The following is a 16,697-nucleotide window of genomic DNA, read 5'->3' as shown; positions in this document are numbered from 1 at the left end:
CAAACCGCGAAGGGAGGCCGTTATGGCTAACATCGATTATTATCTGGGGACCATCAGTCCGTTCTGCTATCTGGCGGGGACGCGGCTGGAGCGGATCGCCGAAAAACACGGCGCGACCGTCACCTACAAGCCCCTGGACCTGTTGCAATTGTTCGACCGCACGGGCGAGGTCCGGCCGGCCGAGCGTCATCCCAGCCGGCTGCAATACCGCGCCCAGGAACTGCCCCGCTGGGCTGAGCATCTGAATATGCCGTTCCACTTCAAACCCGCGCATTGGCCGGTGAACATGGCGCCGTCCTCCTACGCGATCATCGCCGCGCAGCAGGCGTCGGCCTCGGGCGGTGGCGGCGATCTGGGTGGGCTGGTCCACGGCTTTACCCGCGCCGTCTGGGCCGAGGAACGCGACATCAGCGAGGATGCCGTGATCCGCGACATCCTTGTCGCGCACGGGTTCGATGCCGGGCTGGCCGATAGCGGTCTGTTCGTCGGCGCCGAGACCTATGGCCGCAATCTGGAACAGGCGGTCGAGGCCGGGGCCTTTGGCGCGCCCTTCTATGTCGTGCCCGAGACCGGGCAACGGTTCTGGGGACAGGACCGACTGGATTTCCTGGACCGGCATCTGGCCACGGCCGGATGAGCCGCATCCATCGCAGGCATTGGCCGGGTGACCCCGAACGCCCCGCCCTGGCGCTGCATTGCATGTTGGCCAGCGGCAGCTATTGGGGTCCGATCGCAGAAAGGCTGGCCGGCCATGTCGATCTGCAGGGCTTCGACATGCCCGGCCACGGGCGCAGCGGCGATTGGCGGCCCGGCCCGGGCGATCCGGACTACCATACCGCCGTCACCCGCATCGCCGCCAGCTTCATCACCCGGCCAGTGGATCTGATCGGCCACAGCATGGGCGCGGTCGCGGCCCTGCGCATCGCGGTCGCGGCCCCCGATGCGGTCCGCAGCCTGACCCTGATCGAGCCGGTGCTGTTCGCTGCCAGCCCGGATGATCCCGCGCAACGGGCCCGCGACGAGGATTTCGCCACGGCGATCCGGGAAGGCCGCGACGCGGATGCAACCCGCGCTTTCCTGCGGGCCTGGGGCGCGCAATCCTATGACGCCATGCCCGAAGCGGCACGGGTCCAGATGCGCAAGCGGATCAGGCTGATCGCGGGACTGGAGGCGGCGCAGTGGCATGACAGCGCCGGCATCCTGCGCGATGGCGCGCTGGAGGCGATCGACGCGCCGGTGCTGCTGATCTCGGGCGCGGAATCGCCACCGGTAATTCACGCCATTGCCGATGCGCTGGCCGGGCGCCTGCCCGATGTCGGCCGTGCCAATGTGCCGGGTGCCGGCCACATGCTGCCGATCACCCATCCCGACGAGGTGGCCGGCCTGATCGGCGTCAATCTGGATCGGGCCTGACATGCCGATCCGCACGTGTCCAGGGCGGCCGGACCGCGCTTCCGCTGTCTTCTGACGGTCCGCTACAGGTCGAAATCGTCCACGTGACGCAAGGGTCCGATGGCCAGCCAGTCGGCGCGGATCCGGGCCACGCGGGTATCGCCCCAGGTGCGGAACACGATGTCGAAACCGTCACGGCTGATCTTCTCGGCCGAGATGTCCGCGCGCTGGTTGCTGCCCTCGGCGATGTCCCACATCGAGATCGTCACCTGCACGACGGGCGGCGACAGGAATGACGCTTCAAAGCCGATCCGGTGGCGGACGACGCGCGGGCCCGCGCCCGACCACATTTCGCCGCCCTCCTCGAACGCCGAAAACAGCAGACGTGTGCCCTGTGCCACGCCGACAGCCGCATGGCTGATACGCTGCATCAACATCAACCCTCTTCACCACGCCCGCCCGATCAGCCTAGCCAAGCAAGCGGAGAAGGAAAAGCCCCGGTCTGCGACCGGGGCCCGTCTGTCTGGTTCGGACTGACAGCGCGGAGGCCGCCTAGTCGGGGATTGTCGACTGGTTCGGGTCCAGCCCGATATGGCTGCCCATCGCCTCCATGTCGGCCAGCAGCTTGACCGCGGCAGCCACCACTTCCTCGCCGACGCTGTCGCGCTTTTCCTCGACCGCCTTCTTCTTGCGATGCGCCTCGGACATCATCTCGTTGAAGACATCCTGCGTCATCTCCTCGCGCGGGTGGCCGCGTTCGGCCAGCAGACTGACGGATTCGCCATTGATCTCGGCAAAGCCGCCGGTCACGGCGAAATCGGTCTGCGCGCCATCCTCGGCCACGACCGAGACGATGCCCGGACGCAGCGTGACGATGGTGGGTGCGTGGCCGGGCATCGCGGTCAGATCGCCTTCGGTCCCCGGCAGGCGGACCTCGCGCACCGGAACGGAGACGAGCCTCCGCTCGGGCGAAACGAGATCGAACTGCATGTTATCGGCCATCCTGTCCCCTTACGCGGCTTCCGAGGCCAGACGCTCGGCCTTGGCTTTGACCTGATCGATATCGCCGACCATGTAGAAGGCGGCTTCGGGCAGATGATCGTATTCGCCGGCGACCACGGCCTTGAAGGATGCGATGGTCTTTTCCAGCGGCACCTGGACGCCGTCCGAGCCGGTAAAGACCTTGGCCACGTCGAAGGGCTGGGACAGGAAACGCTGGATCTTGCGGGCCCGGGCCACGGTCAGCTTGTCCTCTTCGGACAGTTCGTCCATGCCCAGGATCGCGATGATGTCCTGCAGCGACTTGTATTTCTGCAAGATGCCCTGCACGTCGCGGGCGACGGTATAGTGTTCCTCGCCCAGGATCTGCGGATCCATCAGGCGCGACGAGCTGTCCAGCGGATCCACGGCGGGGTAGATGCCCAGTTCGGAAATCGCGCGCGACAGGTTGGTCGTCGCGTCAAGGTGGGCGAAGGTCGTTGCCGGCGCCGGGTCGGTCAGGTCGTCGGCCGGAACATAGACCGCCTGGATCGAGGTGATCGAGCCGTTCTTCGTCGAGGTGATGCGTTCCTGCATCGCGCCCATGTCGGTCGCCAGCGTCGGCTGGTAGCCCACGGCCGAAGGGATACGACCCAGCAGTGCCGACACCTCGGAACCCGCCTGCGTGAAGCGGAAGATGTTGTCCACGAAGAACAGCACGTCCGTGCCCGAAGCGTCGCGGAACTGTTCGGCCAGCGTCAGGCCGGTCAGCGCAACACGCATCCGCGCGCCCGGAGGCTCGTTCATCTGGCCATAGACCAGCGCAACCTGCGATTCAGACAGGTTGTCCGGCTTGATGACGCCGGATTCGACCATCTCGTGATACAGATCGTTGCCCTCGCGGGTCCGTTCGCCGACGCCCGCGAACACCGAATAGCCCGAATGCACCTTGGCGATGTTGTTGATCAGTTCCATGATCAGAACCGTCTTGCCGACACCCGCGCCGCCGAACAGGCCGATCTTGCCGCCCTTGGAATAGGGCGCCAGCAGGTCGATGACCTTGATGCCGGTGACCAGAATCTCGGACGAGGTTGCCTGGCTGGCGAAATCGGGGGCGGGCTGGTGGATGGCGCGGGTTTCGGTGGCCTGGATGGCCTCGCCTTCATCGACGGGTTCGCCGATGACGTTGATGATCCGACCCAGCGTCGCGTCGCCGACCGGAACCGTGATCGGGCCGCCGGTATCGCTGACGTCCTGGCCGCGGACCAGACCTTCCGAGGCGTCCATGGCGATGGTGCGGACGGTGTTCTCGCCCAGATGCTGCGCGACTTCCAGCACCAGCCTCTTGCCGTTGTTGTCGGTTTCCAGCGCGTTCAGGATCGCCGGCAGGTGGTCCTCGAACTGCACGTCGACGACGGCGCCGATCACCTGAGTAATTTTACCTTTGGCCTCTGCCATGTCTCTACCCCTACGTATCAGAGCGCCTCGGCGCCCGAAATGATTTCGATCAGCTCCTTGGTGATCGCGGCCTGACGCGAGCGGTTATACTCGGTCGTCAGGCGGTCGATCATGTCGCCCGCATTGCGCGTGGCGTTGTCCATGGCGCTCATCCGGGCCCCCTGTTCGGAGGCCGAATTTTCCAGCAAGGCCGCGAAGATCTGCGTCGCGACGGACCGCGGCAGCAATTCGGCCAGGATGGCGTTCTCGCCGGGTTCGTAATCGTAAAGCGAGGAGGCGCCGCCCTCCTCGACTCCTTCGGGCATTTCGGCCGGGATCACCTGCCGCGCGGTCGGAACCTGTCGGATCACCGATTCGAAGCGGTTGTAGAAGATCGTGGCGACATCGTATTCGCCGGATTCGAACCGCTCCAGCACCTCATCGGCGATCTGGCGGGCATTCGCATAGCCGACGCGCTTGACGTCTGACAGATCGACATGGCTGACGATCTGCTTGCCGTAGTCGCGGCGCAACTGCTCGCGGCCCTTCTTGCCGACGGTCAGGATGGTGACTTCCTTGCCCTCGCCCCGCAGGCGGTCGGCATGTTGCCGCGCCAGCTTGACGATCGAGCTGTTGAAGCCGCCGGCCAGACCGCGTTCGGCGGTCATCACCACAAGCAGGTGCTTGCGGTCCGAACCGGTGCCCGACAGCAGCCGGGGCGCGGTGTCCGAACCCTTGGCATTCTCGGTCAGCCCCGCCATCACCGCCGCCATCCGGTCGGCATAGGGGCGCGCGGCCTCGGCCGCTTCCTGCGCGCGGCGCAGTTTCGCGGCGGCGACCATCTGCATCGCCTTGGTGATCTTCCGCGTGTTCTTGACGCTTCCGATCCGGTTCTTCAGATCCTTGAGACTGGGCATCTATTCCCCCTCTCAGGCGCGCGACGTGTTGTATTCGTCCAGCGCCGCCTTGATCGCATCTTCCAGATCACCCGCCACCTTGCGGTCGTTCTTGGTGATATCATCCAGCAGATCCGATTTCTGGTTGCGCAGGAACTGGATCAGCCCCTCTTCCCAAGCCACGACCTCGCGCACCGGCACCTTGTCGATATAGCCTTTGGTGCCGGCATAGATGACGATGACGATTTCGGCGTTGGTCAGCGGCCGGTATTGCGGCTGCTTCATCAGCTCGGTCAGCCGCGAGCCGCGATTCAGCAGACGCTGCGTCGCCGCATCCAGATCCGATCCGAACTGCGCGAAGGCGGCCATCTCGCGATACTGCGCCAGTTCCAGCTTGACCGGACCGGCGACCGATTTCATCGCCTTGGTCTGCGCGGACGACCCCACCCGGCTGACCGACAGGCCGGTATTCACCGCCGGGCGGATGCCCTGGAAGAACAGATCGGTTTCCAGGAAGATCTGGCCATCGGTGATCGAGATCACGTTGGTCGGGATGAAGGCCGAAACGTCGCCGCCCTGGGTCTCGATGATCGGCAGCGCCGTCAGCGAACCGCCGCCATATTGCTCGTTCAGCTTGGCCGAGCGTTCCAGAAGGCGCGAATGCAGATAGAAGACGTCGCCCGGATAGGCTTCGCGGCCGGGCGGCCGGCGCAGCAGCAGCGACATCTGGCGATAGGCCACAGCCTGTTTGGACAGGTCGTCATAGATGATCAGCGCATCCATGCCGTTGTCGCGGAAATATTCGCCCATCGCGGTTGCCGAATAGGGCGCCAGGAACTGCATCGGCGCCGGATCCGAGGCGGTCGCCGCGACAACGATCGAATATTCCATCGCGCCGGTTTCTTCCAGCTTCTTCACCAGCTGGGCGACGGTCGAACGCTTCTGGCCGATGGCAACATAGACGCAATACAGCGTCTTCATGCCGTCGCCTTCGCGGCCGTTATAGTTCTTCTGGTTCAGGATCGCGTCCAGCGCCACGGCGGTCTTGCCGGTCTGCCGGTCGCCGATGATCAGCTCGCGCTGGCCACGGCCGATGGGAATCATCGCATCGACGGCCTTCAGGCCCGTGGCCATGGGTTCGTGCACCGATTTGCGCGGCATGATCCCCGGCGCCTTCACATCCGCAACCGCGCGGGCATCGGTCTCGATCGGGCCCTTGCCGTCGATCGGGTTGCCAAGGCCGTCCACCACGCGGCCCAGCAGCGCCCTGCCGACGGGAACGTCCACGATCGAGCGCGTGCGCTTGACGGTGTCGCCTTCCTTGATGTCGCGGTCGTCGCCGAAGATCACGACACCCACGTTGTCGGTCTCAAGGTTCAGCACCATGCCCCGGACACCGCCGGGAAACTCGACCATCTCGCCGGCCTGCACCTTGTCGAGGCCGTAAACGCGGGCGATGCCGTCACCGACCGACAGCACCTGGCCGACCTCGGCCACCTCGGCATCCTGACCGAAATTCTTGATCTGATCCTTGAGGATGGCCGAAATCTCGGCAGCCTGGATTCCCATTATCCGACCTCTTTCATAGCGTTCTGGAGGGAGGCGAGCTTCGAGCGGACCGACGAATCGACCATCTGCGAGCCCAGCTTGACAATCATGCCGCCGATGAGGCTTTCATCGACGCGAGTGTTCAGTTTCACGGTCTTGCCGGATTTTTCGGCCAGCGTGTCGCGCAGCCGTTTCTGCTGATCGTCGCTCAGCGCGACGGCGCTGGTGACATCGGCTGTAACCTCGCCGCGTTCGACGGCAATAAGCCGCTGCAACTGGCCCAGAAGCTGCGGCAGCACGAACAGGCGGCGGTTCTGCGCCATCAGTTTCAGCGTGTTCGACAGGGTCTTAGACAACCCCATCTTGTCGGCCAGCGCGGCGATCGCACGCGATTGCTGATCGCGGGTATAGATCGGAGAGGCGATCAGGTTGCGCAGATCGTCGCTGTCGTCCAGCGCGGCGATCAGGTCATCCGTCTGGCGGGCCAGATCGTCCAGCCCTCCATCGTCCTTCACGATGTCGAAGACGGCCTGCGCATAGCGTCCGGCGATGCTCTGGGACATGGATACAGAGTTGGCCACGGTCATCCTTCAGGTTTGCGCAAACCCCGCTGGCGGGCCGGGAAGGTTCCGGTCAGTCGCGGGGCGCGCGGGTCGCGGTGGTGCGGCTCTTGGGGCCGCCCATGAATCTGCGGTGTCTCTAGCAGGTGATTCCGTGGGCGGCAACCGCCAAGCACACGGTAATGAGAGTGTCGCGGCCCTGATTGCGGTGCCGGTCACCCCGACGCCAGGCACGCCGTCATGCGGTTCACGCGGGATCGGTCATCGCTGCGCGAAATCTCATGCCCCCGACTGCGGCGGGCTGTCGCATGGGCCGGCTCGCCGCAGCGACCGCCATGCACACGAGAACCATGGGCCATCGAGATCGCCTGCGGCGCGTCCTTGCCGGGGCCGCCCTCATCGCCGTCTTGCGATTCCGGCCCGCTGGACGCCGCCCCGTCGCGCCGTGCCCGCCCGTCCCGGCCGTGGCAGCCCGACGCCGTCCAGGATCTCGCGCGGGCCGGGAACCTGGATCGCCCGCCCCGGCCCGACGGGCGCGCGGGTCTGCTTGGCCAGTTCGATCAGCACCACACCGGCGATCAGAACCCGGCTGATCCTGGCCCCGGTGCGTTCCCACATCTGAGCGCTGCCCAGCCAGAAACGCCGGTCCGAGGGCGGAATATAGACCGCCGATCCATGCCAATGCGCCACGAACCCGGACTTGCGCGTCTGCGATTCGATCTGCCCGGCCGTATAGCTGCGGCCCAGCCCGAAGGGTGTGCCGTCCGACGCCGCCCAAAGCCCGGCCCGGTTCGGCACCATCACCATCATCCGCCCACCCGGCCCAAGCGCGCGCCAGGCTTCGTCCAGCAGCGCGGCGGGATGGTCGCTGGTCTCCAGTCCGTGCAGCATCACCAGCCGGTCGATGCTGCCGGTCTCGACCGGCCAGGCGGTCTCATCGCACAGCACGCTGTGGTTGGGCATCCCCGCGGGCCAACCCATCACACCCTGCGGCCCCGGCATCAGCGCCATCACCCGGCGCGCCCCGGCCAGATAGGGCCGAAGCATCGGCGCGGCGAAGCCAAAGCCAGCCACGGTCATCGCCGCGCAGCGTTCCGGCGGCCAGCGGTCCGTCAGCCGGTCGCGCAGGATCCGCTGCACCACCCGGCCCAGCGACCGTTGATAATAGAACCGGCGTAGATCGTTGATGTCGTGATGCATTGCGCCCCGGCCCGGCTTCGGTCACGCTGAGCACAGCACAGAGGAAGGGATTTGCCAATGCCGCTGGAACTGATCACCTTGCGCTGCCTGCGCGACAACTACGCCTATCTCGTCCATGGCGCCGCCGGCACCGCCCTGATCGACGCGCCCGAGGCGATGCCGGTGCTGACCGAGCTTGAGGCGCGCGGCTGGGGACTGGATGCCATCCTGCTGACTCATCATCACGACGATCACGTTCAGGCCGTGACCGAGATCGTGGCCCGGACCGGCGCCAGGGTCATCGGCCATGCTGCGGATGCCGGCCGCCTGCCGCCGCTGGATGTCCGTGCCACGCCGGGCGTGCCGCTGGAGATTCTGGGCGAACCGGTCGAGGTCATCGACGTTTCGGGTCACACGATCGGCCATGTCGCCTTCCACCTTCCGCAATCGAAACTGGCCTTCACCGCCGACAGCCTGATGGCACTTGGCTGTGGACGCCTGTTCGAGGGCGATGCGCCGACGATGTGGGACAGTCTGTCCCGGCTGAACGCCCTGCCGGGCGACACGCTGATCTGTTCGGGCCATGATTATTGCGCCGCGAACGGCGCCTTCGCATTGTCGGTCGATCCTGAAAACCAGGCGTTGAAGGATCGCCTGACCGCCGTGGACGAGGCCCGCCAGCCCTGTTCGCCCGCCACCCTTCAGGAAGAGCGCGCGACCAATCCGTTCCTGCGCGTCGATGCGCTGCGCGGGGGGCTGGGCATGCAGGGCGCTTCGGATTGCGAGGTCTTCGCGCGGCTGCGCAAGATGAAGGACGCGTTTTGAGCGGGCCGGAACCGAGGCGTGGCGGCGGGCGTCTTGTCTTGAAAAACGCACGCCGCGGCATCACATCTGCCTCACCCAAGGCAAAATCGCGGCATATTGGAGAAAAACCTCTTGATGCCGCGCAAAATCCACCAAAAATTAACTGCATCGTGACAGTCTGGGCAGGTGGGTCTTTCGATGCGCCCATACCGCCAGCCGACTGACAGGAGACGACCGTGCCAAGTTTCTCGACCTCCCTGGAACAGGCCATTCATCAAGCCCTCGCGCTGGCCAATGAACATCGCCACGAACTTGCAACGCTGGAACATCTGTTGCTGGCGCTGACCGAGGAACCCGAGGCGGTCAAGGTCATGCGGGCCTGCAACGTCGATCTGGAAGAACTGCGCAAGTTGCTGATCGACTTCATCGAGGATGATCTCTCGACGCTGATCACCGATATCGAAGGTTCCGAGGCGGTGCCGACCGCTGCCTTCCAGCGCGTGATCCAGCGCGCCGCGATTCATGTCCAGAGCTCGGGCCGGCAAGAGGTCACGGGTGCGAATGTGCTGGTGGCGATCTTCGCCGAACGCGAATCCAACGCGGCCTTCTTCTTGCAGGAAATGGACATGACCCGTTACGACGCGGTCAACTTCATCGCCCATGGGGTCGCCAAGAACCCCTCGTTCAGCGAACCGCGCAAGGTCGCAGGCTCGGACGAGCCGGTCGAGCAGAAGCAGGCCGAAAAGGCACAGGAGGCCAGGGACGAAACGGCTCTGGCGAAATATTGCGTCGATCTGAACGCGAAATCGAAGAAGGGCGACGTCGATCCGCTGATCGGCCGCGAACCCGAGGTCGAACGTTGCATTCAGGTCCTGTGCCGGCGGCGCAAGAACAACCCGCTTCTGGTGGGCGATCCGGGCGTCGGCAAGACCGCCATCGCCGAGGGCTTGGCCAAGAAGATCATCGAGGGCCAGACGCCCGAGGTTCTGTCCGGCGCCACGATCTTCTCGCTCGATATGGGCGCGTTGCTGGCCGGCACCCGCTATCGCGGCGATTTCGAGGAAAGGCTGAAGGCCGTGGTCAAGGAACTGGAAGACCACGACGACGCCATCCTGTTCATCGACGAGATTCATACGGTGATCGGCGCCGGCGCAACCTCGGGCGGGGCGATGGATGCCTCGAATTTGCTGAAACCTGCTTTGGCGGGCGGCAAGCTGCGCTGCATGGGTTCGACCACCTACAAGGAATACCGCCAGCATTTCGAGAAGGACCGCGCGCTGTCGCGCCGGTTCCAGAAGATCGACGTGAACGAGCCCTCGGTGTCGGACGCCGTCAAGATCCTGATGGGGCTGAAGCCGCATTTCGAAAAGCATCACGAGTTGCGCTATACCAACGACGCGATCAGGTCTGCGGTCGAACTGGCCAGCCGCTATATCAATGACCGCAAGTTGCCCGACAGCGCCATCGACGTGATCGACGAGGCCGGCGCGGCGCAGCATCTGGTGGCCGAAAGCCGGCGGCGCAAGACCATCAGTCCCAAGGAGATCGAGGCCGTCGTGGCCAAGATAGCCCGCATCCCGCCGAAGAATGTCAGCAAGGACGATGCCGAGGTTCTGCGCGATCTGGAAACCACGCTGAAGCGGGTCGTCTTTGGCCAGGACGATGCCATCGGCGCGCTGTCCTCGGCCATCAAGCTGGCGCGGGCCGGCCTGCGCGAACCTGAAAAACCGATCGGCAACTACTTGTTTGCCGGGCCGACCGGCGTCGGCAAGACCGAGGTCGCCAAACAGCTTGCATCGATCCTGGGCGTCGAATTGCTGCGTTTCGACATGTCTGAATACATGGAGAAACACGCCGTCAGCCGCCTGATTGGCGCGCCGCCGGGTTATGTCGGTTTCGACCAGGGCGGGCTGCTGACCGACGGGGTCGACCAGCATCCGCATTCGGTGCTGCTGCTGGACGAAATCGAGAAGGCGCATCCGGATGTCTTCAACATCCTGTTGCAGGTGATGGATCATGGCAAGCTGACCGACCATAACGGTCGGCAGGTGGATTTCCGCAACGTGATCCTGATCATGACCTCGAATGCCGGTGCGGCGGACATGCAGAAGGCCGCCATCGGTTTTGGCCGCGACAAGCGCGAAGGCGAGGATACGGCGGCGATCGAGCGCACCTTCACGCCGGAATTCCGCAACCGTCTGGACGCCGTGATCAGCTTCGCGCCGCTGTCGCGCGAGGTCGTGGTCCATGTGGTCGAGAAGTTCGTGCTGCAACTGGAAGCGCAACTGATGGACCGCAACGTCCATATCGAACTGACCCCTGAGGCCGCCGACTGGCTGGCGGAAAAGGGCTATGACGATCAGATGGGCGCGCGTCCGCTGGGCCGGGTGATTCAGGAGAACATCAAGAAGCCTCTGGCCGAGGAATTGCTGTTCGGACGCCTGATGAAAGGTGGCGTGGTGCGGGTGAAGATCGAAGACGACAAGCCCGCCTTCGACATCACCGGTCCCGACGCGCCGCGAATCGGCAAATCCAGGACTCCGCTTTTGACGGCGGACTGACGCCAACCCTTGTTCTGACAGCCGACCAGACCGCCGGGCCATCGCCCGGCGGTTTTTTCGTTGCCGATCCCGGATGCCTGGGATGAACCTGCCCTGCCCCAGCCTCTGCGTCCGGGCGCGGCGCGACGGCCGGGCCCAGGGTCTGCGCAACGCGCGCGACGGTCTCAGTAAAGTCCGCCCGAGGACATGGTTCCGAAATCGGTGCTTCGCGGAATGACCTTGCGCTTGCCCGTCGAGGTGGTGATGGAGGTCGCGCCGCGCGAGCCTGATCCGGCCTCCCACGGCAGAACCGGCGTCGCATCACCAAATCCCGAAATCACCACCGGCGACAGCCAGTCGGGATCGGTGCCGTCGCGGAAATATTCGGCGATGACGTTGTCGCCCGAGGCAGAATCGGGCAGGCGCTGCCCGGTGAAGCGGTCGATCTTTACCCAGTATCCGCCGGGGGGAACCTTGAAATCGGTGCCGCCGAATTCCTTGATGGCCTGCCGCATGAAGGCATTGAAGACCGGCACGCACAGGGTTCCGCCAAAAGCGTTCGCGCCCAGCGTGCGGGGCTGGTCGTAACCCAGATAGCAGCCGGCGACGATGTTCGAGGAAAAGCCGATGAACCAGACGTCCTTGGCGTCGTTGGTCGTGCCGGTCTTGCCCGCGATCGGCACCGGCAGGTTCACCCCCTTGCCCGAGCCACGCTTGACCACGCCCTGCATCATCGAGGTCAGCTGATAGGCGGTAACCGCGTCCATCACCCTTTCGCGGTTCGATAAGATGACCGGCCCCTCTCCGGCGGGCCAGACTTCCCGGCTGCAGGTCTCGCAGACGCGCCGGTCATGGCGATAGATCGTGCGTCCGCGCCGGTCCTGAACCCGGTCCACCAGCGTCGGTTCGACCCGCTCGCCGCCATTGGCGAACATCGCATAGGCCGCGACCATGCGGAACAGCGTCGTCTCCTGCGCGCCAAGGGCATTGGCGAGAAAGGGCTTCAGCCGGTCATAGGCGCCGAACCGTTCGGCATATTCGGCGACGCGGTCCATGCCGATATCCTGGGCGATGCGGATCGTCATCAGGTTGCGCGATTGCTCGATCCCGGTCCGCATCGGCGACGGCCCGAAGTTTCGCCCGCCCGCGTTCTTGGGCTCCCACAGGCCCTCGGGCGTGTTCAGCGTGATCGGTTCGTCCAGAACGATGGTCGCGGGGGTGTAGTTGTTGTCCAGCGCGGCGGCATAGACGAATGGCTTGAAACTGGATCCCGGCTGCCGCATCGCCTGGGTCGCCCGGTTGAATACCGAAGATTGATAGGAAAATCCGCCCTGCATCGCCATGACCCGACCGGTATTGACATCCATCGCCATGAACCCGCCCTCGATCTCGGGCACCTGTCGCAGGGTCCAGCGGAGGAAGCTGCCGTCACTGTCCGAGACCATCGGCCTGACCAGCACCACATCGCCCACCGAAACCAGATCGCCCGCGACCTGCGCGCGCGGTCCCGGCCTGCCGCTGTCGCCATCCAGCTTGCGCGCCCATTGCACGTCCCTGGCAACGATCCAGTGGCCGTCCTGATTCTCCTCGATGCCCTCGATGCCGATCCGCGCGTCCGAGGCGCCCACCTCCAGCACGACGGCGGGCCGCCAGCCGGGAATGTCGCGCGGCACACGAGTGGCGAACAGCGCGCCGCGCCAGGTCGCCTCGTCCTGCAACTGATCCTCGGGGATGGTCTTGCCGGTGCCACGCCACAGGCCACGTCCGCGATCATATTGCTCCAGCGCCTCGCGCAGTGCCTCGGCGGCGGCGGCCTGCAGGTTGGGATCGACGGTGGCGCGGATGGTCAGACCTCCGCCGAAAAACTCGTCATAGCCGAATTCGCGGCTCAACTGGCGGCGAATCTCGTCGGTGAAATAGTCGCGCGTCGGCATTTGCTCGCGGAAATCGGGATAATCGCCGTTCTGCACCGATTTCAGCGGCAGCCTGGCCTCGGCCTGGTAGGTCGCCTCGTCGAGATAGCCGTTCTGCCACATCTCGCGCAGGACATAATTCCGGCGTTCGGTGACCCGGTCCTTCTGGCGCACGGGATGATAGCGGCCGGGTGCCTGCGGCAGCGCGGCCAGCATCGCCGCCTCATGCGGGGCCAGTTCGGTCAGCGACTTGTTGAAATAGACCTGCGCGGCCGCGGCGACGCCATAGCTGTTCTGGCCCAGATAGATCTCGTTCAGATAAAGTTCCAGGATCTTGTCCTTGGACAACGATCGTTCCAGCCGCGAGGCGAGGATCAGCTCCTTCACCTTCCTCTCGACGCTGCGGTCACTGGACAGCAGAAAATTCTTCATCACCTGCTGGGTGATGGTCGAGGCACCGCGCAACTCGCGTCCACCGGTGCGCGCGGCCTCGAATGCCGCTCCCACGATGCCGCGAATGTCGTAGCCGGGATGGACGTAGAAATTCTTGTCCTCGGCGCTGATGAACGCCTCCTTCACCAGAACCGGGATTTCCTCGACCGGCACGAAGATGCGCCGTTCCTCGGCGAATTCGTCGATCAGACGTCCCTCGCCGGAATAGATCCGGCTGATGGTCTTGGGGCTGTACTGGGCCAGCGTCTCGTAGCTGGGCAGATCGCGCGAATAGACCCAGAAAATGCCACCGACGGTCAGCGCCGCAAAGAAGCTCGCGGTCGTGATCCAGGAAAAGATCGCCCCGAAGAAGGACAGGATGGCGCGCAGCACGGTAGCGAGGCCTCTCGACTTGGTGAGATGTCTATAGCGGTGCGGCGGGGACGGGTCAAAACAACAACGCCGCCTCACAGGGCTGTGTGGGTCTATTGTCGCAGCATCGGGGCGCGCGTCGCCTGGTCGCGCGCCCAGCCCTGGACCGCCTGGGCCAGCGCCCGCACCATGCCCGCCCGCCAGGCGGGATCGGTCAGATTGGCCCGATCGGTCGAATCCGAGATGAATCCAAGCTCCAGTAGGACCGACGGGATGTCGGGCGATTTCAGCACCGAAAAGGCCGCGCCCTGCACCGGGTCGGCGTGCAGCCCGATCGCCATCAGCGCCATGCGCGAAGCCAGCCAGCGCGCGAAATCCTGCGACCGGGGCTGAATATCGGTGCGGGCGAAATCCATCATCGCGGCGGCCAGGGCATCATCCTGTCCCGACAGATCGACCCCGGTCAGCAGATCGTCGCGGTCATGGCGCAGCGTCAGTTGCGAGGCCGCGCGCGCATTCGAGGCCGGGTTCCAGACATAGATCGTCGCCCCCGCCGCCTGCCCCTCGGGCAAGGCATCGGCATGAAGCGAGATGAACAGATCCGCAGCCTCGGTTCGCGCGATGGTCGGACGGTTGTCCAGCCGGACGAATATGTCATCTTCGCGCGTCATCACCACCTCGATGCCGCGTTCCTCCAGCGCGTCGCGCAATTCCTGTCCGAAGGTGAGAACAAGATCGGCCTCGGTCTCTCCACCAGCCTCGGCGCCCGGGTCGAAACCGCCATGGCCGGGATCCAGCACCACCTTCAGCGCGGGTTTCGGCGGCATGGCGTCCTGCTTGACCGGGGGCGGCAGGTTCTGCATCGCCGTCGTCGCCGAGGGGCGCGGCGCGAAATCGGCCTCCTTCACCGGTGACAGCGAGACGCGGATCTCGGGCGCGGGGCGGCGGGTATCCTGACCGGCCTTCTCGATCCGGTAGGGTCCGGGCAGTTCCACCACGATCCGCCCCCAGCCGCGCCGGAACCGGCCCCAGCGGATCGCGGGCACATTGTCGGCACCGAACAGATCCGCCGCGTCAAGCCCGCTGAAATCGACGCCCTCAAGATCGACGATCAGCCGCGCCGGATCGGCAACCAGATAGGCGCGATAGGGCACCGCCCGGTCCAGCGTCAGGCGCAGTTCCAGCGGCGGTGGCCGGCCCCACCAGCCGCGCCCCGTCCGCACCAGCGCCGATGCACCCAGATCGGGCCGCGCCGGTTGTTCCTGTGCCGCCGCACCCTCGGCCAGCAACCCCAGCAGCAGCGCAAGGATCAGCGCCGCAACCCTCATCTTTGGGCCATGAACCGTTCCAGCCGCCGCAATCCCTCGGCAATGTCCGCGGTCGAGCGGGCATAGGAAAAGCGCAATGTGCGCGCGCCCCGCTGGGGATCGAAATCCAGCCCCGGCGTAGCCGCGACACCGGCCCTGTCAAGAATCTCGGCCGCAAAGGCCCGCGAATCCGGGGTCAGTTCCGAGACATCGGCATAGACATAAAAGGCGCCCTCCGGCGGTGCGATCCTGGCAAAGCCTGCCTTCGGCAGCGCCTCCAGCATCAAGCGGCGATTTTCGGAATAGACGGCCAGATTGGCCTCGGCCTCGTCGATGCAATCCAGCGCCGCAAGCGCCGCGACCTGGCTCGCATGGGGCGGGCAGATGAACAGGTTCTGCGCCAAACGTTCGACGATTCGCAGATGGCTGTCGGGAACGACCATCCAGCCTATTCTCCATCCAGTCATGGAAAAGTATTTGCTGAAGGAATTTACGACGAAAACCTCGTCCGTCACTTCAAGCGCGGAATGGCAGCGGTCACCATAGGACAACCCGTGATAGATCTCGTCCGAGATGACCGCCATGCCGCGCCCCCGGGCGGCGTCGGTCAGCGCCTGCAATTCGTCCAGCCGCAGCACCGTTCCGGACGGATTGCCCGGCGAGGCGAGGATCAGCCCCTCGGCCCGTGGCAATTCCTGCGGCCGCGGCTGGTAGCGGTCGACAGACCGCGTCGGGATGCCCACGGGTTCCAGCGACATGGCTCGAAGGATCTGGCGATACGAGGGATAGCCGGGATACCCCATCGCCACCCGGTCGCCCGCATCGAACAGCGCGGAAAAAGCCAGAATGAAGGCGCCGCTGCTGCCGGGGGTGACGACCACGCGCGCGGGATCCAGTTCGACACCATACCAGCGCCGGTAAAGCCCCGCGATCCCCTGCCGCAATTGCGGCAGACCCAATGCCCCGGTATAGCCCAGCGGCTGGTCCAGCGCGCGCGCCAGCGCCTTGCGGGCACCTTGCGGGGCGGGGGTGCCGGGCTGGCCGACCTCCATATGAATGATGTGGCGGCCCTCGGCCTCGGCGCGAGAGGCGGCCTCCATCACGTCCATGACGATGAACGGGTCCACCTGCCCGCGAACGGAATGTCGCATTTGCTGCCTGCCTCGATCTTTCGTTTTGCACCTTCTACCGCGAGCCACGTCCCGGCTCTAGCCTTTTGGCGGGCTCATGCAGCCTTCTACCCGCATTTCTGGCCGGATTCTTCACGATTGCCGCAAATCGCAGAAATGCCGGCATCATGCCCGTTCGCCGCTCTGGTCCGCCTGAAACTGGATGCCGG

At 65.1% G+C, this 16,697-nt stretch carries 14 protein-coding genes; 4 read left to right on the top strand and 10 right to left on the bottom strand.

The window, feature by feature from the left end:
- The first annotated feature begins 22 nt into the window (after window positions 1-22).
- Together AC13CR_RS02895 and AC13CR_RS02890 are read left to right on the top strand one after the other, a co-directional pair.
- On the top strand, window positions 23-637 hold the full coding sequence (locus AC13CR_RS02895; RefSeq protein WP_482900394.1) for a DsbA family protein: 615 nt from the start codon (window positions 23-25) through the stop codon (window positions 635-637).
- Complete coding sequence (locus AC13CR_RS02890; protein WP_292955975.1) at window positions 634-1,413, top strand: alpha/beta fold hydrolase; 780 nt, start codon at window positions 634-636, stop codon at window positions 1,411-1,413. Before AC13CR_RS02895 ends, AC13CR_RS02890 begins: the two co-directional genes overlap by 4 nt.
- Window positions 1,414-1,475: 62 nt before the next feature.
- On the opposite strand, the gene AC13CR_RS02885 is transcribed toward AC13CR_RS02890, so the two are convergent.
- The 7 genes from AC13CR_RS02885 to AC13CR_RS02855 all read right to left on the bottom strand — a co-directional run bounded on the left by AC13CR_RS02885 (window position 1,476) and on the right by AC13CR_RS02855 (window position 8,011).
- Window positions 1,476-1,823 carry an H-type lectin domain-containing protein gene (locus AC13CR_RS02885; protein WP_292978906.1) on the bottom strand — a complete coding sequence of 116 codons (348 nt, stop codon included), beginning with the start codon at window positions 1,821-1,823 and terminating at the stop codon, window positions 1,476-1,478.
- Window positions 1,824-1,944: 121 nt separating this feature from the next.
- Window positions 1,945-2,394 carry a F0F1 ATP synthase subunit epsilon gene (locus tag AC13CR_RS02880; protein ID WP_292955969.1) on the bottom strand — a complete coding sequence of 150 codons (450 nt, stop codon included), beginning with the start codon at window positions 2,392-2,394 and terminating at the stop codon, window positions 1,945-1,947.
- Between the two features lie 9 nt (window positions 2,395-2,403).
- Entirely contained in the window at window positions 2,404-3,828 is a 1,425-nt protein-coding gene (gene atpD, locus AC13CR_RS02875; protein WP_292955966.1) for a F0F1 ATP synthase subunit beta, read from the bottom strand.
- Between the two features lie 17 nt (window positions 3,829-3,845).
- Window positions 3,846-4,724 carry a F0F1 ATP synthase subunit gamma gene (locus AC13CR_RS02870; RefSeq protein WP_292955963.1) on the bottom strand — a complete coding sequence of 293 codons (879 nt, stop codon included), beginning with the start codon at window positions 4,722-4,724 and terminating at the stop codon, window positions 3,846-3,848.
- A 12-nt stretch (window positions 4,725-4,736) separates the two neighbouring features.
- The gene (atpA, locus tag AC13CR_RS02865) at window positions 4,737-6,272 is read right to left on the bottom strand and encodes a F0F1 ATP synthase subunit alpha (protein WP_446232825.1); all 1,536 of its coding nucleotides are present in this window, start codon (window positions 6,270-6,272) and stop codon (window positions 4,737-4,739) included.
- Window positions 6,272-6,832 carry a F0F1 ATP synthase subunit delta gene (locus AC13CR_RS02860; protein ID WP_292955957.1) on the bottom strand — a complete coding sequence of 187 codons (561 nt, stop codon included), beginning with the start codon at window positions 6,830-6,832 and terminating at the stop codon, window positions 6,272-6,274. Before AC13CR_RS02860 ends, atpA begins: the two co-directional genes overlap by 1 nt.
- 375 nt (window positions 6,833-7,207) lie before the next feature.
- The gene (locus tag AC13CR_RS02855) at window positions 7,208-8,011 is read right to left on the bottom strand and encodes a methyltransferase domain-containing protein (RefSeq protein ID WP_292955954.1); all 804 of its coding nucleotides are present in this window, start codon (window positions 8,009-8,011) and stop codon (window positions 7,208-7,210) included.
- Between the two features lie 57 nt (window positions 8,012-8,068).
- Between AC13CR_RS02855 and gloB the strand changes: the two genes are divergently transcribed.
- A complete protein-coding gene (gene gloB / locus AC13CR_RS02850; protein WP_292955951.1) occupies window positions 8,069-8,815 on the top strand; it encodes a hydroxyacylglutathione hydrolase in 747 nt (248 codons plus the stop codon).
- 215 nt (window positions 8,816-9,030) lie between these two features.
- Complete coding sequence (clpA, locus tag AC13CR_RS02845; RefSeq protein ID WP_292978902.1) at window positions 9,031-11,355, top strand: ATP-dependent Clp protease ATP-binding subunit ClpA; 2,325 nt, start codon at window positions 9,031-9,033, stop codon at window positions 11,353-11,355.
- Window positions 11,356-11,519: 164 nt separating this feature from the next.
- On the opposite strand, the gene AC13CR_RS02840 is transcribed toward clpA, so the two are convergent.
- From AC13CR_RS02840 to AC13CR_RS02830, 3 genes are all read right to left on the bottom strand, one after another.
- Complete coding sequence (locus tag AC13CR_RS02840) at window positions 11,520-14,072, bottom strand: penicillin-binding protein 1A (protein WP_292955942.1); 2,553 nt, start codon at window positions 14,070-14,072, stop codon at window positions 11,520-11,522.
- Between the two features lie 92 nt (window positions 14,073-14,164).
- Entirely contained in the window at window positions 14,165-15,379 is a 1,215-nt protein-coding gene (locus tag AC13CR_RS02835) for an N-acetylmuramoyl-L-alanine amidase (protein WP_292955939.1), read from the bottom strand.
- Window positions 15,376-16,509 carry a pyridoxal phosphate-dependent aminotransferase gene (locus AC13CR_RS02830; RefSeq protein WP_292955936.1) on the bottom strand — a complete coding sequence of 378 codons (1,134 nt, stop codon included), beginning with the start codon at window positions 16,507-16,509 and terminating at the stop codon, window positions 15,376-15,378. Before AC13CR_RS02830 ends, AC13CR_RS02835 begins: the two co-directional genes overlap by 4 nt.
- Window positions 16,510-16,697 lie beyond the last annotated feature (188 nt).

It is taken from the genome of Paracoccus sp. L-17 (assembly GCF_056857655.1).
This window is presented reverse-complemented; position numbering and strand designations above follow the sequence as displayed.